The organism is Prosthecobacter sp., assembly GCF_049294395.1.
Taxonomy (GTDB): domain Bacteria; phylum Verrucomicrobiota; class Verrucomicrobiia; order Verrucomicrobiales; family Verrucomicrobiaceae; genus Prosthecobacter.
The window spans coordinates 1-23233 of the sequence record NZ_JBAQCR010000032.1; the positions used below are offsets into that span (position 1 = coordinate 1).

Annotated in this window: 9 protein-coding genes; 1 reads left to right on the top strand and 8 read right to left on the bottom strand. The window is 61.0% G+C overall.

The features are described from left to right. Positions 1-454: 454 nt before the first annotated feature. The 7 genes from WAW39_RS02090 to WAW39_RS02120 all read right to left on the bottom strand — a co-directional run bounded on the left by WAW39_RS02090 (position 455) and on the right by WAW39_RS02120 (position 21467). The gene (locus WAW39_RS02090; RefSeq protein WP_422315274.1) at positions 455-2944 is read right to left on the bottom strand and encodes a secretin N-terminal domain-containing protein; all 2490 of its coding nucleotides are present in this window, start codon (positions 2942-2944) and stop codon (positions 455-457) included. 69 nt (positions 2945-3013) lie between these two features. Then, the gene (locus WAW39_RS02095; protein WP_422315276.1) at positions 3014-3781 is read right to left on the bottom strand and encodes a hypothetical protein; all 768 of its coding nucleotides are present in this window, start codon (positions 3779-3781) and stop codon (positions 3014-3016) included. After that, complete coding sequence (locus WAW39_RS02100; RefSeq protein WP_422315278.1) at positions 3778-4332, bottom strand: GspMb/PilO family protein; 555 nt, start codon at positions 4330-4332, stop codon at positions 3778-3780. The genes WAW39_RS02095 and WAW39_RS02100 overlap by 4 nt, the downstream gene beginning before the upstream one ends. Then, entirely contained in the window at positions 4319-5530 is a 1212-nt protein-coding gene (locus WAW39_RS02105) for a hypothetical protein (RefSeq protein WP_422315280.1), read from the bottom strand. The genes WAW39_RS02100 and WAW39_RS02105 overlap by 14 nt, the downstream gene beginning before the upstream one ends. A gap of 5 nt (positions 5531-5535) precedes the next feature. Then, complete coding sequence (locus WAW39_RS02110) at positions 5536-6396, bottom strand: general secretion pathway protein GspK (protein WP_422315282.1); 861 nt, start codon at positions 6394-6396, stop codon at positions 5536-5538. A gap of 743 nt (positions 6397-7139) precedes the next feature. Beyond that, a complete protein-coding gene (locus tag WAW39_RS02115; RefSeq protein ID WP_422315284.1) occupies positions 7140-19952 on the bottom strand; it encodes a choice-of-anchor tandem repeat GloVer-containing protein in 12813 nt (4270 codons plus the stop codon). A gap of 537 nt (positions 19953-20489) precedes the next feature. Next, positions 20490-21467, bottom strand: a complete 978-nt coding sequence (locus WAW39_RS02120) for a squalene/phytoene synthase family protein (RefSeq protein WP_422315286.1) — start codon at positions 21465-21467, stop codon at positions 20490-20492. A gap of 107 nt (positions 21468-21574) precedes the next feature. Here WAW39_RS02120 and hemW point away from each other — a divergent pair, with 107 nt between their 5' ends. After that, a complete protein-coding gene (hemW, locus tag WAW39_RS02125; protein ID WP_422315288.1) occupies positions 21575-22663 on the top strand; it encodes a radical SAM family heme chaperone HemW in 1089 nt (362 codons plus the stop codon). Positions 22664-22665: 2 nt separating this feature from the next. Here the strand turns inward: hemW and WAW39_RS02130 are convergent, their stop codons facing one another. Next, the gene (locus WAW39_RS02130) at positions 22666-23232 is read right to left on the bottom strand and encodes a DUF5362 family protein (RefSeq protein ID WP_422315290.1); all 567 of its coding nucleotides are present in this window, start codon (positions 23230-23232) and stop codon (positions 22666-22668) included. Position 23233 lies beyond the last annotated feature (1 nt).

The following is a 23233-nucleotide window of genomic DNA, read 5'->3' on the forward strand; positions in this document are numbered from 1 at the left end:
CGCTGCTGGTGGGCGTGGGGTGTGGCGAAGGCGCTGGGTTTGCTTTCCCAACCGGGTTGCACCCTGTACCAGGGTAGCCTCGCTGAGGCTCGGCAACCCTTCGCTATGGTGCGCAGTCCCGTTGGGACTGGGGTCAAGCGGAGTGGGATGACGAAAGACGGCGACAACCGGCCCATGGATTCAGTGCCCCCCCGATGACTTACCCAAGTCGAATTCAATGGGCTGGTGCAGGCAGCGGGAGCTGAGATGCACTTTCTGCCCGGCTAGGCAGCCGACCGCAATTCCATCGAGAAGATGTGGAGCAAGACCAAATCCTTGCTGCGCGGTGCCGATGGCTGAATACCCGAAAACTTGACCAAGCCATCAGTCTGACCTTCTCAAAAATCACCGACAAAGACGAAGGATGGAGATCATGGCCTCGTGACGCGAGTTTGGCGAAAGAAGACACCGCCTATCACTTTTTCGGCTTTTGAAACCAGCCCTTCATTTTACCGAAGAGGCCCTGTTTGGGTTCTGCGGCAGCATTCGGCGGCGGCGGGAGGAGATCGTTGGGCTTGTCTGCACGAGCCGGCAAGGCGCGTGGGACGATATCTTCGGGCATGCTGGCGAACTGTTCGGTTTGAGTATAAGTGCTCATGTGGTCGCCGATTTTTGCCTGTTCCAGCATGTGGTCGGCCGAGTCGGAGAGAATCCGAGGCTGCACAAAGATCATCATCTCACGCCGCTCTTTTTTGATGTTGGTGTTGCCGAAGAGGTGCTTGAGAACGGGGATGCGAACAAGAAACGGCAGGCCGCCTTTGTTGTTGGTGTCACGCTCGGTGATGAGGCCGCCGAGCATGGCGGTGGCTTGATCGGGAACGATGAGGCTGTTGTGCATGCCCTGCTCAGAAATGTTGGGGACCTGGTTGCCGCTGATGGTGGTGTAGCCGGAGACATCGTTGTTCTGCTGCTTGAATTCGAGCATGACCTCGTTGTCGTTGAAGATGTGCGCGGTGATGTCGAGCTGAAGACGCACGGGAATGTACTGGGTGGTGGAGGTGAACCCGCCGCCAACCACGCCGCTGGTGTAGCTCTGCCCGGCGATGGCGATCTGCTGGCCGATGTAGATGCTGGCGGACTGGTGGTTCAGCGCGGTGATGGTGGGCTGCTGCAGGACATGGAAGCGCTGCGTGCTTTCGAGGGTCTGCAGGAAGATGTTGAGGTTTTTGTTGATCTGGCCGTAGGCGGTGAGCCCGCCGAGCGCCGCAGGGCCGCCAGCACCGAGAAAGCCGGCGACGTCCTTCAAATTAGCAGGGTTGGCAAAGGCGGTGCCCTGCGTGTTGAGCACGCCGCCAACCAGGCCGTTGTCGCCGACTTTTTTGAGGGACTGAATCCAGTCGAGACCGAAGTTGAAGTTATCGCCGAGCGTGAACTCGCCGATGATGGCGGAGAGCAGGATCTGGCGTGGACGAACGTCCATTTCATCCGCGAGCTCCTCCAGCGCCTTGATTTGATCTGGCGGACCGGTGGCGATGAATTTGGAACTGGCGGAATCGGCGATGACGAAGGTGCTGCCGATCAATATGCTGATGGTTTTTTTGGTGACATCCAATGGCGAGATGTTGCCCGCGCCAAAGGAGTTGCTGGCAGACATCCCGCCGCTGCCCAATCCTGAGCTGCCGCCCAATCCTGAGCTGCCACCGAATGCAGAGCTGCCACCGAATCCAGAGCTGGAACCGGAACTGCCAAAGCTGTTGTTGACTGGATTTGTCGGGGTGGAGGATGAGTTCTGCTGGGGGAGGCCGCTGGAGCCGATGTTTTGCGAAGTCCGCTGCAACGCTTTTTCGGCGAGGCTGAGGAATACGGTGAGGTCGAGGTATTTGAGCCGACGTGAATAATAACGGGAGGAGGGCGATTGCGCGTCCAAGTCCGTGATGAAGCTGTCGATGCGCCGCATGTCGACGGGGCGAGCGACGATGATGAGGCTGTTGGTTCGCTCAATGGCTTCGATGACCGGCTGAAATGCCTCCGGAGTGACGCCTGCTCCGCCGCCCATGGAGGCGGATACTGGAGCGTTTGGAGTGTTTGGAACGGATCCTGGTGCGCCCGGGGGTCTGGCGGCGCCGCTGGATTTCGGTGCGGCAGAACGATTGCCGTCGCCACCGCCCAAGCCTAGCAGGCTGTTGAGCTGCTCCACCACTTTTGCCGCTTCCGCACGCTCAAGCCGGACTGTTTTATGGATGGTTTCCATGGGTGGTGCATCCACCTGCCGGGCCAGTTCCAGATAAGCGCGGATGGTCTGCGAAGCCTCGGTGATGATCAACGACTGGCCGTTGGCCACGGCGAGGATTTTTCCATACGGATGGAGGGGGATGAGCTGCTGAAAGGCGGTGGAGGCCTCCTCCGCCTGGAGGTAGTTGAGCTGAATGACATGGGTGACGACCTGGTCGTTGGTCGGCAGATCTTCTGAGCGCAGCACGAGCGGCACGCCCTGGGTGGAGGGACTGGTGCCCTGTTCGGCAGCGATGAGTTTGAACAGATTGTCCCCGCTGGGAACGAGCACATAGCCGTGCATGAGCAGCCCTTTTTCGATGATGGTGCGGTATTCTTCGTCGCTGAACTCACCCGGGACTTCAATGGTGACAGTGGCGTTTTCCAGACCACGGTCCTTGAGAACGCGGCGTCCAGTCACCCGGAAATACTCTCCAATCACCTCAGAGAGCGGGGTTGCGGTGAAGCCGATGATGTTTTTGCCGGAGGACGGAGGTGGTGTGGTGGGAGGCGAAGCGGGAACGGCGGCGGGCGGCGGGAGCGGAGCGGGAAATGGAGCTGATGTGCGCCCAGGTGTCGGCACGGTGATTTGGGGAGGCGTGGGTGCGGGAGGATTTACAGGCGCACCCAAGCGCGGGCGGTTGCGCGTCGGGGGGATGGGGGCGTTTTGCGCCGCCAGGAATCCAGGAACCATGCCTGTCAAGGCAGTGCAAAGCAGAACCAATTTGCAGAAAAATTTCATGGGGGAGGCGGAGGCAAGTGATTACTGCGAGATGACTGGGGAATTGAGAGACGGGCTAATCAGCCTGCGGCGTACTGGAACAGGGGGAGAGCCTTGCATAACAGCAGATTGTGACACAAGCGGTGAGGAGGGGGGCGGATTTACCGCATTGAGGGTGCCTGGAAGTGTGCCTGGAGGCGGAACGAAGCCTGGCCGGCCTAGATTTACGGGAGTATTCGCCTGCGCGGTGGCCGGTGCGTTGGTTGGAGCGGCACCCGGAGCAGAGCCCCTGCCTGGCTGAGAGGGATTTTGTGGTGTCGGAAATTTCAACTGGGTGCCGGGCTGCTGATGGGACGGCTGCATTGAAGGAGAAGCCTTGGTCGTCTCGGCGGCGGCCATCTGTTTGACGTAGCTGTCGTTGTAACGGATGGCGGCTGTTTCCGTGCCGAGCGTGACTTGGGCCACCAGGTCCTTGCGACTGGCACCCAATTTGACACTGCTGAGCTTCATGCCGTTGGAAGCTGGCTGGCCCTGCCTGAGGCTGGTGCGTTCGTTCGTTTTCGTATTGACGATGATAATCGTGGGATCGGCGGAGTCGCCAAAGTAGGTGCCGATGGTGAGATCCGCTGCGAAGGAGGCTTGCTCCGCTACGGGAGCCACTGTTTTCAAGGTGAACGGATTCTTGTTCCAGCCAGCCTCGTAGCGTTGCACGCCATGAGGGACGGGCGGCTGGAAGATCAGTGCTTCCTGCTGCGCGTATGCCCGGAAGGCCATCAGCAGCAGGAGGATCATCAGGCGGCCATGTTTCATGAGCCAGCACCCTCCGGGGTTGGTTCCTGCGCCACGGCGGGTGCAAGAAGCTGGCTGATGTGCAGGATGGCAACGACGTCTGCCGGATTGGCGGCATCCGGCGTGATCTTCACCTGGGGGATCACCCTGAAAGATGCGGGAGCAAGCAGGCCGTGCATCCAGCGGAAAACGGAAGGCAGCGGGCCTCTGATGGTGAGCGTGACTCCCACCTCGCGGTAAAAAGCTGCGGTTACCGGCTCATGCAGCTGTTTCTTCTGCACTGTCAGTCCGTTTGCGGCGGCGGTGGCCAGCAGCGTTTCGAGGAGTTGTTCACTGGCCTGGTTTTCACTGGTCATCGCCGGCTGTGTCGTCTGCAGCCAGTTCAGGCGCTGCCTCCACATTTCGACTTCGGTGAGCATCGACTGCATTTCCATCTGCCGCAGTTCGAGGGCTTGTTCACGCCGTTCAATCGCATGCTGCTTGCGCAGGAGGCGCTGTGAGAGGAGCGCACCACCGCACAGTGCGGCGAGCACGCCAAGAATCATGAGCAGCCTGAGTTCACTGGCCTTCATTCACAAGCCCTCCATTGAATCTTCCTTCGGCGCGAAATTCCGCGCGATTGTCTTCACGAATGGTCGGGAAAGGGATATTCCAGGTATAGCGCTGGAGTGGTATGCACGCGGCCAGCTGGCTTTTGAAGGCGATCGCCTGATTTACCGTCGTGGCCTCACCACTGACGATGAGCCTGTCGCCGTCGATCTGAAATTCCTTCAGCCGGATGCCTTCCGGAGGGAGCAGCGAGACGATCTGATGAAACAGCTCCACCGGATACAAATCCGGATTGATCGCGGCCTCCATCTCCTGCCAGCGGTTCTGCGCCTCGCGCACGAGATCGATCTCCGGCTGAGCGTTGCTCATGACGACATCCGCATGATCCAACTGCGAAGTGCGCCATTGCAAGCGCAGCCACCAGGCACCGAAAAAGCAGAGGTAAACCAGTGCTGCGGCCGCCAGGATGAGCATCTGGTTCTGGCGGCGCTTTTGCTGCTGGCGCCGCACGGCGACCTGTACTGGCAGCAGGCCGCTGGACTCCGCCGGAGGACGCGGGTCAGGACGCTTCTCCTTGAGGATGGCGGCAGCTTCAAACAGGCAGGCGAGCTGCGGGGCGAAATCGGTTTCACAGTGCGTCCACACGTGGATGGTGTCCACCTGAGCAAAGTTGATGAAGCCGTGTGTTTGCAACGTGGCGCACATGTCACGAATTTCAAAGGCCGCGTCCACATCCAGACTGCGAGCCGTCAGCACTCCAAGATGCAGCAGTTTAGCTTCATGGGTGAAGGCCACGACATGGCGGCCCAGCTCCTTCCACAGGGCTATGCCATTGTCAGGCAGCGGGAGCATGCGGACGCTGGGCTCAAACCGGCCATGAACGCACTGTTCCCAGTCGGAAAATTCCTCGGCCAGCGCCAGAGTGCCCACCAGAGCCTGCCTGCCCTTTTGCAGCACCGGCCAGTTGAGCCACAGGCGCGAACCGCTTTCGTTTTTCATCCCCAGACCTTCCCAGCGAAGATCCACCGTTTCATTGAGGGCCTCCTGAGTCAGAGACCAGAAGGGTGCGCTGTCAAAGGCGAGTGCCTCGATCCCCATCAGACCGTCGTGGGCAGCATGCTCTACAGGCATCCAAACACCATCGGCGCCGCACTGCCAGGCTTCACGAGATTCCTCTCCCGGAAAGCTGAGTGACTGCTGCGATGGACGTTGAAAGGTCATAAATCTCAAAGCCGATGTGCTCCTTCCACGGGAAATTCGCGCCACTCGGTGATGCGTGGCAGGCCGCCATTCTTGTTCATGATGACTGCGATGCCGCAGCGTGAATCTCCTGCGGTGCCGATGCTTTCAATGCGCAGTGTCGCTCCCTGAAGCGTGAGCAAGGGGGTGATTTCCGCTCCCTGTTGTCCGACAATGCCAAGCAGCGAGAGTGCCTCGTTCAAATTTTGGAGCGGCTGGTCATCCTCGGTCTGCTGCAGACCATCCGGACCATTGCGCAGCTGCACCAGCCGGCTGGCATTCTCCAGTGAAGCTCCTGTCGCCGCAGCCAGCACTTCGGCAGAGGCCATGTTCACATCCAACTGGCCGGTGCCCCGGAGCGTGAAAAAAGAGCGCCAGTCTGGTCTGGCCGCCTGGATTTCGTCTGCACGTGCCACCAGATCCACTTCATTGAGGCTGCTGAATTTGCGATTAAACGGCCGGTCTGAATATCCAAGATGATCGTAATCCAGCTTTTCCGCACTGTCCGGCCTACGTTTCAAATCGTCGGCGTCCGTCCAGTCCATCAGCGTTGCCACGATGCCCTGAGCATCGGCCGCCGAGATACCCCAAGATTTCAACATCCGCTCGAGAACGGGAAGATGCTGGTCCGTGAGCAATGCATTGAGATTCAACCGGGATTCTTCGGTGCCAAGCAGGACTTCAAAGCGCTCCACACCGGAAACACTCCGCCGCAGCAGTGGATCCCCAACCCTGATTTGAGGATGGGCTGCCACAGCCACTCCCATTTCCGCAAGCTGGCGGGCGCGTATCATGCCGTATCTTGCCTGCTGCATTTCGCCATGCTGCTGTGAAACGGACACTGCCATGATGATTAAAAACGAGAGCATTGCCACCAGGCACAACACAGCCAGCAAGACCGAGCCGGCGCTTGTCGGAGTGCGGCGGTTTTGAAGATGGTACGTCACCAATTGCGAGTTGTGGTTTTGAGCTTTAATAATGCATGCGGATTGGTGGATTTTTCGCACGGATGATTTTGGGTCATCATTACCGTCCGGAGGGGCTTCAAGGGGGCATTATCGCATATGACTAACACAAAAGCTAGATGCTATCGGGACCTTGGAAAGCTGCAATCATGAAATGCACCTCCGATCGAACCCATAGCGCGGGACGTACCAGTCTATCTGGAGCCATAAAATCAGGGCATGTTCCTCCTTCGGCGGGCTTCGCAGCTCGGTTTTTGAACCTTCCTATTTTGGGAAGCCATGCCATGAGTTCTTCACATTCAACGTTTTTGACACTTGCGGCTGCGGATTGTTCATGCCCTGACGATGCTTTTGACATAGTAAGGTGAAAACCTAGGTATTATCTTAAGAGGCTCCTCAACGCATTGCCCGGCAGACGAAGACCGAGCGCAAGCTCCTGGAAAGTTCCTCCTGAATGGGCAACGCAGCTGGTCAGCGCGTGCGCAAACGGGGGCACGGTTTACTTCCCGGATGGGGCTGGCGCGTTTATAAGGCAGCACTTCCTGGGAAGCACGCGCTATCGCTTCGTTATTCGTTCTACGGGATTTGCAGGACGGGCGGCAGCCATTCGCTGCCGAAAGGCTCGTTCATTGAGTGATGACTTTCACGCGGAAAAAGCGTGCGTCCTGGCCATTGATCTGCGCTGGATAGGGCACGGTCACCGCTTCCATTTCTCCATCGTTGCCAATGGACACGGGGGTGTCCGTGGCAGTCTGCCAGAAGGTGAGATTGGCGCTGAACTCGACGGTATAAACGAGTCCGGCGGAGAGGTAGTCCATCCGACGTCCAAAGACAGCCAGATGATCGGGGCCGGAGATCAGAACGCCCGGGGTGCCGCGCTTGGAGAGCGCGCCACCCGTGACGCTGAGGATGCCGGACGAGCGCTGGGTTGGATTGATGCCGAAGGCCCATTCGAGGAGGTTGGGAATGCCGTCGCCATCGCTGTCTTGCTGCGCGCCTGAGCTGCCGTTTGCGATCCCTGTGGTCAGGACCCAGTCTTGATAGGGGGTGCGACGGGTGACCGCGAGTGTGTAGGTCTTGGTGGTGACTCCATCCTGCGCCGTCACGAGGATGGCCAGAGGGTTGGTGCCGACCGTCAGAGGGAGGGTTGGACTGGCAGCGCCATTTACGGTGAAGCTGGCATGCGCCTCCGCCACCACGGGGGTGAGGGTGATGCTGGAAGTGGCGTTGGAAACTTCCGAAGCATAGCTGGTGGTGGCTGGGGCGAAGGCCGGCGTGAGGGTGCCTCCGGCAAAGGAGAGGGAGGCAAGATCGGCGTTGGTGCTGAGCGTGGTGAAGACCACGTCGCCACCATTGGTGGTGCCTAGTGTGCTGGTGGCAGCGGCGAGGAAATGGTAGGTTGTGCCAGGGGTGAGGCCGGTGAGGGTTGTGGTCATGTTTTGCGGGACGACGTCGTGATCACCATTGAGAGCGAAGGCCACATTGGTGCCGTAGCTGGTGGTTGTGCCGTATTTGAACTGCGCGGTGCTGGTGGTGCCGTCTGGATTGACAATGGCGTTGAGCGTGGCGGTGGTGGTGCCGACTGAGGTGGCGGCGAGCGTGGTGACATCTGGCGCGGTGGCATTGATGAGGACATGGCTGATGTCGGACGACTGCCACGCACTGTCCCCTGGCTGATAGGCGATGACGCAGACGGTGCCGGCGGAGTTTACGGTGAGCTGATCGCCCACCAGAGTGGCGGGCCCGGTGACGATGTAGCTGGAGGGCAGGGCGCTGGTCGTTGTGGTGCTGAGGGTGATGGTATTGCCAACGGTCACCGTGGATGGCGGCGTGAAGGTGAGGCTTTGGGGGGAGTTCAGGCCTGGCACAGCGAGGGTCGGCACCCAGAGATTACGTCCCGCAAAGGCGCTTTGACCGGAGGAGTTCTGGCCGGCGGTCCAGAGGGTGCGGTCGATGGCAAAAATCAGGCTGTGGGTCGCAAAGGCCTGCACGGGCAGGGTGCTCCACAGGGTGCCGGTACCGACACGCGCCGGGCTGAAGTTGGTGGTGATCGTGCCATTGCCAAACTGGCCCACCGCATTGCTGCCCCAGGCATACAGGCTGCCGTCGCTGGTGGTGGCCAGCGAGTGTGCCGTCCCGGCGGCAATGCTGGCCCAGTTGGTGGCAGTGCCGATTTGCAGTGGTGACGTACGCTGCGTGAGGGTGCCGTCGCCCAGCTGAGCGCTGGTGTTCAATCCCCAGGCCCAAAGGGAGTGATTGGTTTTCAATGCGATGACATGCGTGTTGCCAACGGCGAGCATGGCCCAGTCCGTGGCGACGCCGACTTGAGTGGGCCTAACAACAGTGGTGGTGGTGCCGTTGCCGAGCTGGCCGTTGGAGTTGCTGCCCCAGGTGAAGAGCGAGCCGTCGGTTTTCAAACCTGCGGCGAAGGAGGTCGAGGAGCTCGCGGAGCCAGCGACCATGCGCCAGGTGGTGTCGGTGCCGATCTGGATGGGGAAGTTGCGCTGAGTGGTGGTGCCGTCACCCAGCTGGCTGAGACCGTTCGCGCCCCAGGCCCAGAGCGTACCGTTGGTCTTGATGGCATAGGTGCAGTTGTTGGCGTCAAAGATGAAGTTCCAGTCCGCATCCGTGCCGATCTGGATCAGCGACGAGCGGGTGGTAATGGTGCCATCACCGAGCTGGCCGTTGGCATTGTTACCGCAGGCCCAAAGGGTGTGATCGCTGCGAATGGCATGCATGGAGCTGCTGGCGGAGGAAACGCTGAGCCAGGTGAAGCCCGTGCCCATTTGCACCGGAGTCGGATGCTGGCTGAAATCGGTGGCGCCGAGACCCAGCTGTCCCGAGGCATTGCCACCGATGCCCCAGAGGGTGCCGTCCGGTTTGATGAAGTAGGTGTTGCTGTTGCTTGCTACTGCGCTGGAGACCGCGCCCAGCTGCTGCGAGAGCGGCAGGAGCGAACGCATGACCACGCCGTGTATGTTATTGGTGTTGGTGCCCCAGCTGTAAACCGAACCATCCGAGGTCGTGGCGTGGGAGACGCTCACACCGCCAGCAACGGCCGCCCAATTGGACGCGGTACCAACCTGGAGGGGAGTGTTGGCGCGGGCCGCGTTGTCTGCGAAACCCTGGCCGAGCTGACCCAGCGTGTTGGTGCCCCAGGTCCACAGCGTTCCATTCGTCTTTCTCACGATGCAGTGACTGTTGCCGGCGGCGAGAGTGGCTCCAGACCAGTCCGTTGTGCCGCCGATCACGACCGGGGCGGAGCGCTGAGTCAGCGTGTTGTCCCCGACTTGTCCATTTGAGTTAAGTCCCCACGCATTGAGCGCGCCGGTGGTCAGCGTTGCAAAGCCGCCGTTCGAATGGGCGGCGACGCTTTGCCAGGTGGTGCCGGTACCGATTTGGACGGGGGCCAGTCGTGTGGTGGCAGAACCGTCGCCGAGCTGGTTGTTGGTATTGAGACCCCAGGCCCAGAGTTTGCCAAGGGTGTCGATGGCGAAGGTGAAGTCGCCGCCCGCGCTCAAGGTCTGGCCGCTGATGGACCAGGTGGAGGCCGTGCCGATGCGAGTGGGGGTGGAATAGGTGGTGGTGAGGGTGCTGTTCTGGCCGACCTGGCCGTTGGAGTTGCCACCCCAGGCCCAGAGAGTGCCATCGTTTGCCACAGCCACGGTGTGGGTGGCTCCGGCAGAGACGAGGGACCAAACCTTGGTGACGCCGAGCTGTGCCAGGGTGCCGATCTGAACGGGGCTGGTGCGTTGAGTGAATGATGAGTCCCCGACCTGGCCGCTGGTGTTCAGGCCCCAGGCGTACATCGTGCCATCACTGCGGAGGGCCACGACATGGGAGGTGCCGCAGCTTACGCTGGACCAGTTGGTGGCAGTGCCGACCTGAACCGGCGTGCGCCGGGAGGAGGTGGTGGTATCGCCGAGCTGTCCGTTTGAGTTGATGCCCCAAGCCCAGAGAGTGCCATCACTGCGGATGCCGAGCGTGAAGTCATTGGCCTTGCTGCTGCTGAGCTGCACAAAGCCGGGCGCTGTCTGGACGATGAAGGATTGATACACTGGCAGGGCAGCACCGATACTCCCGCCGTTGCCGGTCTGCGTGGCTTTGACGGTGACCACACCCGGGGTGCCGGTGAGGGAGACGGTGCTACCTGCGAGCGTCGCTGAAGCGGAGCCGGCCACGATTTGATAATTGACGGTGAGACCGCTGGTCGAAGTGGCGCCGAGCGCGAAAGCGGCATCCGTGGTGCGCTTCAGGCCAACACTGGGGAAGGCGATGACCTGGGTGGTGGCGGTGAGGGTGATGTCATTGCCATCGCCTCCGGTGTAGCTGATCTGGAACAGATAGGACTGGGCATTGAACGTGGCGGTGACGGCGCTGCCTTCCGGCAGGCTGGCGAAGGTGCCGCTGATGGGGGTGCTGCCGGTGTTGTTGACGAGTTTCAAGACAGTGCCATTTGCCGGAGCGAAGCCGAGAGTGAGGGTCAGGGGCAGGCCGCTGGCGCTGAAGCTGTCGATGGTGACGGGCACATCACTTGCGCTGTTGAAGGTACCCGTATTGGAGGTGGAGAAAGAGCGGTCCGGACCTGGGAACACACCGCCCGAGGTCACTGCAACCATGCGGCAGTGATAAGTGAGGAAGGGCTGCACGACGATGCCTGCCGCCCTGGCAAGCTGGGTGTTCCCCGCGCTGAAAGCTTGAGGTGTGGTGGTGGTGCCGTAGCTGGTGGTCAGTCCATATTCGAAGCAGGTGGTGCCAGAGTATTCCTCTCCAACGATCGAGCCGTTCAAGGTGGCGCTGTAGGCGAGCACATTGGTGGCGGGCAGCGCGAGTGCGGCAGGTGTGGGATGGACGCGGAAAATGCCGGAGCTGGTCTGGCCGTAGAGATAGCCGTCATTTGCATTCAGCAGACCATTGGCCGCTGCGATGCCGTCGTGACGGCCGGTGAACGAATACAAGCTCTGCACGCTGCCATCTGCGCCGACCCGGAAGAGGGTGCCCTGGTTGTAAAGACCGCCGCTGGACGTCACGCCGTAGAAATGACCGTCGGGTCCGACGAAGAGGCCGTTGCTCGGTGTGGAGCCCAGCAGTGCTCCCGTGGTGCCGGTGAAGCTGGCGAGATGGGTGAAGCCACCTGCCAGGGTCACTTTGAAAACGGTTCCCAGGTTTGCCGTGCCGCCGGTGCTGGTCACGCCATAGAGTGCGTTGTCAGGTCCCTGAACCATGGCGCCGAGAGGGCTGGAACCCAGCACACCGCCAATGACGTTGTTAAAGTTGACGAGGTTGGTGAAGGCACCCGCAGGCGTGATCTTGAAGACGGTGCCCAGACCGCCGCCGGTGCCGCCTGTGGTGGTCGTGCCGTAGTGGTTGCCGTCGTTGGCCAGCAGCAGGGGGCCCTGAGGATTGGAGCCAAGCACTGAGCCGGTGGTGCCGGTGAAAACCGCCGCCTGAGTCATCAGGCCCGCCGAGGTGATGGTGAAAACCTGGCCGAAGTTGGACGAGCTGCCCCCCGAATTGGTCGTCCCCCAGTACTTGCCGTCTGAACCCTGGATCAACGCCGCCTGCGGGCTGGAGCCCGGGGCCGCGCCGGTGCTGCCGGTGAAGTTGAGCAGCGTGGTCACCACGCCTGACTGACTTGCTTTGAAAACAGAGCCGAAGTTGGTGGCGCCGCCAGCGGAACTGGTGCCGTAGAAGAATCCGTCACTGCCGAGGAGCAAGCCACCGCGGGATGTGATGGCGCTGGTGCCGGAGACCGGAGGGAGCTGGGAAAGGATGGCAGGAGCACCGTCAATGGAAGCATTGAAGAAGGTGCCGTAGCCAAGAGCCGTGCCGCCGCCAGTGGTGGTGCCAAAGAAGGTGCCCTCGCTTCCCTGCACGAGTTTGCTGAAAACGGGTGGCGAGTTCAAGTTCACCAAGGTGGTCAGCAAGCCAATGGTGGAGACTTTGAACAGGGTGCCTTGATTGAACAGGCCGCCACTGCTGGTGGCACCGTAGAGAGTGCCATCCACTCCGGCCACCAATGACCCCTGCGGTGCGGTGCCCGGTGCGGTGCCGGTGGTGCCGGTGAAATTGACCAAAGTGGTGAGCACCCCGGCTGGAGTCATCTGGAAGAAAGTGCCATTGCCACCTGCGGTGCCGCCGGCGGTCGTGGTGCCGTAAAAATTTCCGTCGCTCAGCTGAACCAGCGCGCCTTTGGGGCTGGATCCCAAGGCCGGAGCCACTGTGCCTGAGAACTGCACGAGGGTGGTGAAGGTGCCGGTGGGAGTGCAGACAAAGACTGTGCCGAGATTCAAGGTGCCCCCGGTCGCGGTGGTGCCGTAGAGATTGCCGTCGATGCCTTGAACGAGCGTGCAATTGGGGCCGGTGCCCAGCGCGGCTCCGGTGGCGCCGGTTAAGTTCACCAAAGTCGTCAGCACCCCTGCAGGCGTCATCTTGAAGATGGTGCCATTTCCGCCGCCTGAGCCGCCCGAGTTGGTGACGCCGTAGAAGTTGCCGTCATTGGCCAGCAAGAGTCCGCGCGGACTTGTTCCCAGATTAGCGCCTGAGGTGCCGGTGAAATTGACCAGCGTGGTCAGCACACCTGCGGGTGTCATCATGAAGACGGTGCCGTTGCCACTTGATGTGCCGCCGGCGGTGGTGGTGCCGTAGAAGTTGCCATCGAGACCGAGGGTCAGCTTGGAGACTGAACCGGAACCGAGCGCCACACCGGAGCTGCCGGTGAAGTTCACCAGGGTGGTGCGTATGCCATCCGGAGTCAGCCTGAAAATGGTGCCGGAATTTGTGGTGCCGCCGGTGTTTGTGGTGCCGTAAAGATTGCCATCGGGGCCTTGAATGAGAGCGCCCTGAGGGCCGTTGCCATCGACGCCACTGTTGGCGGTACCGTAGAAGTCTGTGAGCTTTGTCATGGTGCCGCCCTGGGACATCTTGAAGGCGGTCCCGACATTGATCGAGCCACCTGTGCTCGTCGTGCCGTAGAAGTAGCCGTCATTGGCCAGAGTGAGACCACTCTGTGGCGATGTGCCGGTCACGACATAATGGAACGTGGGTTCGACGATGGCGGTGGGCTGAGGGGTGAGGGTGGTGATGACCTGATCGTCCCCATAGGTGATGCCAAAACTGTTTTGAGCCACCAGGCGGATGTGGAAGACCGTGCCTGGGGTGATGCCTTCACCAATGGTCACGGAGACAGGCAGCATCGCGACGCCGCTGGAGAGGTTTTGCGGACCGTCTGGCTCGGTCTCGGGATCGAGAGTGATGGGTACGCTCTCCATGACCTGTGGCACGGTGAAGTCATCGTAGGCGGTAGTTTCGCCGTACTCGAACCAGTAGTTGGTCAGACTGCCGAGAGGATTGATGTAACCGTCCACGGTGATGCCGTTTTGAGCGGTGCCGGTCCATGAACCGGTGATCACGATGGGAGGGCCCTGGGTGGCAAAGGTTTGATCCTGGGAGTAATAAGTGCCCTGGGCCGTGATGGTGACCAGCCGGTAGTGGTAGATTTGTCCACCAATGAGGCCGCTGAGGCTTGCGCTCACATCCACGGCGGTGGTGCCAGCGGCGAGGTTCTGCGCGGCCGACTGCGTGCCATAGCTGGTGGAGAGACCCCACTCGAAATAGGCTGTCGCCGAGTCGAGGTTCGGAATCACACTGGCCGTGAGGGTCGCGCTGGTGCTGGAGCTGACGATGGCATCTGGCAGATCCTGAACCGCAGGCTGCTGATGCACGCGGTAGATGGCACCTGCATTGGCGCCATAAAGATAACCGTCCGCACCGAGCACGAGGCGGTAGTCCAGAGACAAACTGCCAGATGTTGTGGCCACACCGCCGTCCGCACTTGAACCAAAAGCATACAAGGACTGTGCCATGCCGCTGGGATGGACACGGTAGACCGTTCCCATGGAGTAAGCAGCGGAAAAGCCGGTGGTGCCGTAGAACCAACCGTCGGGTGCCTGCAGCAGCATGGAGGAGGGGGAACTGCCCGGCATCGTGCCCGTCGCGCCGGTAAAGGCGACGAGCGAGGTGAAGACTCCGGCTTTGGTGCAGGAATAAACGGTGCCCGCGCCGCTGACGCCGCCGCCCGTGGTGGTGCCGTACAAAATGCCATCGCTGCCAAAGACGAGGTTTGAGGCGGGAGTGGAGCCAGGTGCCGCGCCTGCAGTGCCGGTGAAGTTCACCAGGGTGGTCAGAACGCCAGCCGTCGTGAATGAATAGACAGTGCCGGAACTGCCGGTGCCGCCGCCGGTCGTCGTGCCGTAGAGAACGCCATCACTGCCGAGAACGAGGTTGGTATTGGGGCTGCTGCCCAGCACGGCCCCGGTCGTGCCGGTGAAGGCGATGAGTGAGGTCACGGCACCGGTTGCGACATTGACGCGGAAAATCGTGCCAAACCCTCCGGCGCCCCCACCCGAAGTGGTGCCGTAGAGATTGCCATCAGGCGCGAGCACGAGGCGGGTTTGTGGAGATGAGCCGAGCAGGGCGCCCGTGGTGCCGGAGAAGACTCCGAGTGCGGTATAGGTTCCGGTGGGAGTCAATTTGAAAACGACGCCAGAGCTGTTGGTGCCGCCACCGGAGGTGACACCGTAGTAGTTGCCGTCCCCGCCTGGAGTGAGATGCGCACTGGGGGCAGAGCCCTGAATGCCGGAGGTTCCGCCGAAGGTCGCCAGAGTGGTCAGCGAGCCGGCCGTGGTGAGCTTGAACGCTGAACCGTTGGTGCTGATGATGCCGGTGGGATTGGTGCCGTACAAATTGTTGTCGGTGCCGACAATGAGCGTGTTGGGATTGGTGGCGCCTGAAGAGCCGGAGAAACTGGTCAGTGTGGTCAGCGTGCTCGGGGTCACGAACTTGACGACGCTGCCGTATTGATTGGTGCCTCCCTGCGTCGTGGTGGCGTAGAGGTTGTTGTCGCTGTGTTTGATGAGGTTGCGATAGGTGGGCGGCATCAACTGGAAGGATGCCAGGATGCTGAAAACGCCGGGGTTTGGGATCAGCTTGAACACACCTCCGCGTGTTGCTCCGACGTTGGCGGCGTTGCCAGAAAGGGTGCCGTAGAAGCTGCCGTCCGCGCTTACGAAGGTCATGCCGCCCATCGGAGTTGACGGCCCGTCCGTGGAGGCAAATGACTTGAGGTTGGTAAACACACCCGCCGTGGTGATGGTGAAGAGCGAGCCATACGTCGTTCCGGCCGAGGCGGTGCCGTAGAGCGTCACGCCATCGGCCGCGAACACGAGCGGTGAAACACAGGTGCCGCCGATCACGAGGCCGGAGGCCCCGGTGAAACTTTGCAGCGTGGTCAGCACGCCTGCGGTGGTGCATTTGAAGATGGTGCCGTTGGCATTCGCGCCGCTGGTGGATGTGGTGCCATAGAGCGTGCCGTCCGAGCCCTGAACCAGCGCACCCAGCGGGGTGGATCCAATCGCCACACCGGTGGTTCCAGTAAAGGCAACGAGGGTGGTGAAGGTGCCGCTGGTGGTCATTTTGAACAAGGTTCCAAAGCCACCCGCACCGCCACCGCCGGTGACGCCGTAGAGATTGCCATCGCTGCCTTGAATCATCGCCGCCTGACAGTTGGAGCCGAGCACCGCACCCGTCGTACCGGTGAAGTTGTTGAGGACGGTGAGCACGCCAGCGGGGGTCACACGGAACAGGGTGCCATTGGAGGATGCTCCTGAAGCCGTGGTCGAACCATAAAAATTGCCGTCGGCAGCCTGCACCAGCGGCGCTTTGGGCACGGAGCCCATGTTTGGACTTGCCGAGCTGAGGCTGACCAGGGTGGTGAGCACGCCTGCCGGGGTCATTTTGAAGATGGTGCCCAGATTGTTGGCTCCGCCAGCGGTGGTGGTGCCGTAGAAATTGCCATCGCTGCCGAGGCAGAGGCCCGCCTGCGGTGCGGCACCGTTGACACCGTAGAAATTCACCAAGGTGGTGACCACGCCGGCGGTGGTGATTTTGAACACTGACCCCTGGTTGTTGATGCCGCCGGTCTGGCAGGTGCCGTAGAGCGCACCATCGGCACCGAGGACGAGTGTGGAGAGGGGTTTGGTGCCAATCATGTTCGCCTTGGAACTGAGCGTCTCGACGATGTTCACGATGCCGACGGTGATGGAAACCGTCGCGGCAGGACTGGTGGCGGTGCCATTGTTCACGGTGAAGGTGAATGAATCCGGGCCCGTATAGCCGGCGGCAGGCGTGTAGGTCAGATTGGGTGCGGTGCCGGAGAGTGTGCCGTGAGCGGGAGAAGAGGTGGTCGTGAAAGTGAGAGGCAAAGCTGGGATGTTGGGATCGGTGCCCGTCAGCGTGACCGCCGTCGGTGTGTCAGGAGCGACGGTGACCGATTTCGGCGTGGCCACCGGAGCGCCGGCTGCAATCGTCAGGCTGACGGTGGCAGGAGAACTGGGGATGCCATAGAGGTTGGTGGCGGTGAAGGCAAAATTGTCCGTGCCCGAGTAGCCCAGCGCGGGGGTGTAACTTACGCTGGGGGGAATGCCGGAGAGCGTGCCGTGCGAAGGCGGGGTGGAGACCGTGAAGCTGAGCGGCGCGCCGGTGGGCGAGTTGGTGTCCGTGCCGGCCAGGGTGATGGCTTGAGTGGCTCCGAATGCGAGGGACTTGCTCTGCGCGGTCGCGGTGGGCGCCAATCGATTGGCGTTGCCCAAAATATCCACGTCATCAATGTTCCAGCCGGAGTAGGCGAGCGCGCCAGCCTCCACCTGGTAACCCCAGCGCACATAGACCGTGGCCTGATGATCTGCCACTGCCGAGATGTCATAGGTCACCGCCTGCCATGCGGAGTCGGTCACCGCGCCCGTGTCATTGGCATAGACCTGGGTCCACGTGGAGCCGTTGTTGGAAACCTCCACCGTTGCGTAAGCCAGAGGCTGGACGTCCGTGTTCAACCAGCGTTGAAATTTCAACTTGGTCTGGGTGGACGTGGTGCAGTTGAAGGCTGTCGTCGTCAGATAAAACGGGCCGCCCGGAGTGGTGGAGTAATTGCCGGACAGATTGACGCCATAGACATTGCTGCCGGTTTTGCCAGCGGTGGGATCTGCAAATCCATTGGGCGGCCCACCGCTGCCCGTCGGCACGCCGTAGGTCCATTCGCCCTGGGTGCTCCAGCCCGGATTGGTGGAGAGCGCCTGCGAGCTGACCTTGGCCTGCACCAGCAGCGAAGCCGAGCGGGTGGTGTTGCCGTTGCCGTTGCTGGTATTGGTGAAGGTGATGGTGTCGCTGTAAGCTCCGGCAGAGAGCGCATTGGCCGATGTCGTGTTGATCGATGCGGTGACGTTTGCCGTTGATCCCGCAGCGACCGTGCCGCTCGTGGACGAAAGGGTCAGCCAGGAGGCTGTTTTTGCCGCCGTCCAGCTCATGGAAGCAGTGCCAGGATTCTGAATGGTGAAGAGGGCGCTGGAAGGCGCAAAGGCGCCGCCCGCCCCACCCGTGGAGGCCAGAGCCCCTGATGTCACGGACATGGCCGGTGTGCCAGCCACTGACAGCGACACGGCACGGGTGGTGGAGCCGTCTCCAGTCAAGGTGTTGGTGAAAGTGATCGTGTCGGAGTAGCTGCCTGTGGCGAGCGAATTGGCAGCGGAGTTGATCGTCAGCGTGACGGTGGCATTGCCTCCGCCCGGGATGGTGCCGCTGGTAGGTGACAGCGTCAGCCACGATTTAGTGATGGCTCCCGACCATGTCACGCTCGTGTTGCCGGTGTTGGAGATCGTGTAGACGTTTGAAGCGGGCGTGAAGGGGCCGCCGGTGCCGCCCGTTGAAGCAAAGGTGGCTGAGGGCGAGATTGAGATCACGGCCGTGTCGTCATCAATGACAATCAAATTGGCAAAGCCTGACTGATACCCCGAAGCCACGGCGGAGATGCCAATGGCTTGATTGCCGGAAAGGACCGCATCGTTGCCCGGAGTGATGTCAAACGTCGCTGATGTCTGTCCGGCCAGCACCGTGACTGAAGCGGGAACCGTCACCTTCGCAGTGTTGGCCGAGCTCAGGGAGACAACGGTGTCTGCGGCTGCGGCCGTAGGGAGAGTCACGGTGCCGGAACCAGCCACACCATTTTCCGTGACGCTGGCAGGGAGTGTGATGGCAATGGGATTGAGGGTGAAAGAAACCGGGTCTGAGCTGATGCCATTGGCGACCACCACGAGATTGTAAGTGCCGTTTGGCACGGAACTCGGCACGGTGAACTCAGTCGTCACTGGCAGCGCCCCGGTCACGACGCCGTTGTTGTTCCAGTTGAAGCTGCGAGCGTAGTACACCGACGAGCCAGAGGTCAGACGCACGATGGGGTAGTTCGTCGCATTCTGATTGTCATCGCCATAGCTCGAGCCTTCGGACCAGCCGTTCAACTGGGTGCCGACAATGTGGAAGGTGCCGTCTGCATTTTGCGAGACGGATGAGATCACCGGTTTGCCCGCCGTGATCGGTGTGCCGTCCGGGGTGTAGCAGTAAATGGTGGAGCTAAAATTTGAATACAAGCAGGTGCCGTCCGGCAGCATGAGCATGGTGCCATAATAAGAAGCATGGTTTTGTGAACCGCCCGGGGTGGGCACGACCGTCCACGTATTGTTCGTATAATCGTATTCATAAAAGGATGTGGGCGAGGGGAAGTGCTGAGCTGAAGTCGGCACCGGAGACACTGCCGCGAGCACTTTGCCATTGGGCAGCATGGCGCAGGGCGCATCAGGTGCGCCCTGTGCGGCGGGGATGTCTGCCGCGATCGTCCAGGTTCCATTCGCGGTTGATCCGGAAGGTGTGTAGATGGCACAATGTCCCAGCGAGCCGATGAAAAAGGCCTTGCCATTGGGCAACAACATGGCGCCTCCCGTTTCCGAGCCATAGGGATCGTAAAGCGACACAGGCACCGTCGCATCGGCAATCCAGGTGTTTGAGGCCGGGATGTAGCGTTCGGAGTTGGTGGAGTTGATGTCCACCATCAGTTCGCTCCCGTCTGGCAGGCGAACCCAGGCGGATTCATTGTTGCTGCCGAGACAGGTCGGCCCGGCGGTAAAGGTGTTCGTGGCCGGATCGTAAATTTTGGTGGTCCGGGACACCGACACGACGGCATTCAGCACTCGCCCGTCAGGAATCATGGCGGAATTGGCATCACTGAAACGCACCCCGGGGGAAGGGGTCAGGAGCCACTTGTTGGTGAGTGGATCGTAAACCTCAGCTGCAGATCCGCCGGTGCCATACTCTCCGCCAGCCACATAAATGCGGCCGTCCTTGAGCACCTGGGAGGAGAAATAAAGCCGGGAATTGTACATGGACTTCAGGGAAGTCCATGTCCCTGCGGTGTAACTTCCCTGGGCGTTCGGCGTGAGTTTGGCAATCGTGGTGCCACCGCCATCAAAAATCAGCAGGGTTCCATCCGGCTGAAGCATCATCAAACCGACCCCGGAGGGGGCCGTGGGCAACGTGGACCAGACCCCTGCAGCCATGGCTTGGAACGGCAAAACACATGGCAAGAGGGCTGCGATTAGTAAAAATATGTATTTCAACATGATGCAGTGGGCTTCAACGCGAGCTTGATGGGGGAAATTCACCGGAATAATGGAGGCTAGCAGGACAGACCAAGCCATTTCAATCCTTAATTCATTCCCCTCTAAATACTATAAGGATAGGCTTGGGGGCGCAGTAAAGCGGGGGCTCAGGCCCGGAGCCGAGGACTGCCATCGGCGCGCCTCCGAGGCCGTCGTCCTCGATGAAGCGAGACGGCTAGATAGCTTGCTGGCGACATGCGACAGGAACGTGTTTATTCCAACACGGACAGCTTTACGCCAAAGTTCATGCCGGGGTGACTCCCAAGGTGAAGGCTGACAAACCGATTGGAGAAAGGAGCACGTTCCACATCGTCAGGAAGGGCGACCGCCTGACAGTCACGCTCAACAAAAAGCTGATCATCAAGGACGTCCAGCTACCAGGCATACCACGGCAGTGACCGCTGGCCCTGCAGCTGCATCCCGAATTAAATCAGATCAACCCTGCGCGAGCTTGCGGTAGAGCTTTTCCATGGCGGTGGCGCTGCGGCAGGCGATGGCGGCCTGGGCGAGGATGCTGGCGACGTCGAGGCGGGAGATTTTGATGCCTTGCTGGACTTTGTCCCAGGGGGAGGAGCGCATTTTGGCGACGGTTTGGATGCCGAGGAGCAGGGGCAGGGCGGTGGCGTAGCGGAGCTTGCCATGGGTGACGTGCTGGACGTAGAGCAGGCCGCATTCGAGATGCTCGGTGCAGGTTTGCAGCCAGAGGCTCCACTCGGTTTGGATGTCTTCGGGCTGGCAGGGGAGGTAGCAGCGGCCGTCGCGGGTGTCTTCGCCGATGTCGCGGAGGATGTTGATGAGCTGCAGGCCTTTGCCCATGCGTGCGCCCCATTCCTGCATTTGGGCGGTGGTGACGGTGGGATCGAGCGAGCCGGGGAGTTCGGTGGCGCAGAGCTGGGTCCAGAATTCGCCGACGCATCCGGCAACGAGCCAGGCGTACTGGTCGAGCTCTTCGGCGCTGGCGAGGCTGCGCAGGCGGCCATCGGCGGGAAAGCGGCGGATGTCGAGCATCTGGCCGTCGATGATGTGCTCCAGGACGCTCTGGATGGTGGCGAGGGGGGCGGGCTGCATGGTGCGCAGCCAGGCGATGCCGTCGGCGAATTTTTCCATGAGGCGGCGCTCGGCGGCGTCGCTCTGCTTGGTGCGGAACTGGGTGGTGAGAGTGCTTGCCAGGCCCTGGGCTTCGCCGGTGCCGCGCACCAGTTCTCGATAGCGTTCGAGGCAGTCGAGCCGCACGGAGGCGCTGACGATGGCGGTGTCGGCGATGGTGTCTGCAGTGCGTGCGAGCAGGTAGGCGAGGGAAATGGGCTCGCGCAGCTCCTTGGGCAGCGCTTTGAGCGTGAGGTAGAACGAACGGGAGACTGCGGCCAGCAGCTGGCCGCCGAGTTCGCGTTCGTGATGTGTTTCGTCGGACATGGTTCTGGATGCTGGATTTTAGATCCTAGATGCTGGATGCTGGATGTCGGAGCAAGCTTTCTCTGCTAGCATCTGGCATCCAGTCCCCAGCATCTAGATTCCAGCCAGTGAAGCATCTCTACGTCCATATTCCTTTCTGCCACCGCATCTGCCCGTACTGCAGCTTTCACAAGCACACGCCGGGCGGGACGGACATGACGGCGTTTGTGGATGCGCTGCTGAGGGAGGCGGAAAAGCAGCCGCTGCGGCCGCAGACGATTTTTTTCGGCGGTGGCACACCGACGATGCTGAGTGATGTGCATCTGGAGCGGCTGCTGCGCGGGCTGCAGGAGCGGGTGGACATGTCCGAGGTGGTGGAATTCACGATGGAGGCGAATCCGCGCACGGTGACGGCCTCAAAAGCAGCGATCATGCGCGAGATGCAGGTGACGCGGGTGAGCCTGGGGATTCAGGCCTGGGACGATGAGACGCTGAAAACGCTGGGGCGAGACCATGCCCGGGCGGATGCAGAAGCGACCTGGCAGGTGCTGAAAGAGGCGGGGTTTCCGAGCTTGAACCTGGATCTGATGTTTTCGATTCCCGGGCAGAGTGTGGAAACCTGGCGCAAGACGCTGGAGCATTCGATCTCGCTGCAGCCGGACCACATTTCGGCCTACAACCTCAACTACGAGGAGGACACGGATTTTTTCCGCCGGCTCAAAGCAGGGGAGTACCGCGAGGACGAAGGGCGTGATGCGGAGTTTTTCAATCTGGCGATCGACACGCTGGAGGGCGGCGGGTTTGAGCACTACGAGATTTCAAACTACGCGAAGCCGGGGCATCGATCCGTGCACAACGAGGCCTACTGGCTGGGGGAGGATTATCTCGGCATCGGGCCCGGGGCGTTTTCGACGGTGGGCGGGAGGCGCTGGAACAATGTGAAGGACACGCCGCGCTACATGGCGATGACGCTGGCTGGTGAAGAAACGGCGGTGGATGTGGAGGAACTCACGCCGGAACAGCGCCGGACGGAGCGCTTTGGCCTGGAGCTGCGCACCGCGCGTGGACTGCCGCTTGAATTGGTTCATGCCGAGTCACGCAAAATGCTCGAGACGCTGCGTGAGCAGGGGCTGCTGAGCTATGATGCAGGCCATGTGCGGCTCACGCGGGTGGGCAAGCCGCTGGTGGATCCGATCGCCGTGGCGCTGATGGGCTGAGATCAGCGCGGGAATTTCATGCCGGAACTGATGGCGGTAAAGATCAAAGCGAAAAAGGCGATGATGCCGATGAGGACCATGCAGATGCCAATGAGGGTCATGATGCCGTGAAACTTCCAGTAGCGGCGCTGCTCGGTCAGAGCAGCATCGAGATCCGCAATGGAGCGTGAGGCCATCAGTTTGCCGATGCTGTTGGCGTACTTCCAAAGTTTCAGAGCGGGGTAGATGGTGAGGAAGGCAAACACACCCAGGTAGACCGATGTGCCAATCAGAATGCCAGCAAGGAACGCGGGATTGTTTGCGAACACGGGATTGCCCGCGATTGCAGGATTGCTTTTGAAATCGTTGTTGAACGTGCCGGAGGCGGCGAGCAAGGCGTAGAAGCCGCTCAGGAGCACCAGAAACAGGCCTGCGAGCCAGAAGATCACGGACATGAACCGCACCCATGGCTTGGTGCCAGCGAGCTGGGCGATCGTGCTGGGGGAGACAGCCTCTGCCGCGCTGTTGGTGGCGGAACCAAAGAGATTGGCGACTGGGGAGGAGTAGGGATTTGAAAGGGGGGATTCCATG

Bases quoted from the DNA above. Each gene is read 5' to 3' on its own strand.
- WAW39_RS02090 (WP_422315274.1), bottom strand. From the start codon at position 2,944: ATGGTTCCTGGATTCCTGGCGGCGCAAAACGCCCCCATCCCCCCGACG.
- WAW39_RS02095 (WP_422315276.1), bottom strand. From the start codon at position 3,781: ATGAAACATGGCCGCCTGATGATCCTCCTGCTGCTGATGGCCTTCCGG.
- WAW39_RS02100 (WP_422315278.1), bottom strand. From the start codon at position 4,332: ATGAAGGCCAGTGAACTCAGGCTGCTCATGATTCTTGGCGTGCTCGCC.
- WAW39_RS02105 (WP_422315280.1), bottom strand. From the start codon at position 5,530: ATGACCTTTCAACGTCCATCGCAGCAGTCACTCAGCTTTCCGGGAGAG.
- WAW39_RS02110 (WP_422315282.1), bottom strand. From the start codon at position 6,396: ATGGCAGTGTCCGTTTCACAGCAGCATGGCGAAATGCAGCAGGCAAGA.
- WAW39_RS02115 (WP_422315284.1), bottom strand. From the start codon at position 19,952: ATGGCTGCAGGGGTCTGGTCCACGTTGCCCACGGCCCCCTCCGGGGTC.
- WAW39_RS02120 (WP_422315286.1), bottom strand. From the start codon at position 21,467: ATGTCCGACGAAACACATCACGAACGCGAACTCGGCGGCCAGCTGCTG.
- WAW39_RS02130 (WP_422315290.1), bottom strand. From the start codon at position 23,232: ATGGAATCCCCCCTTTCAAATCCCTACTCCTCCCCAGTCGCCAATCTC.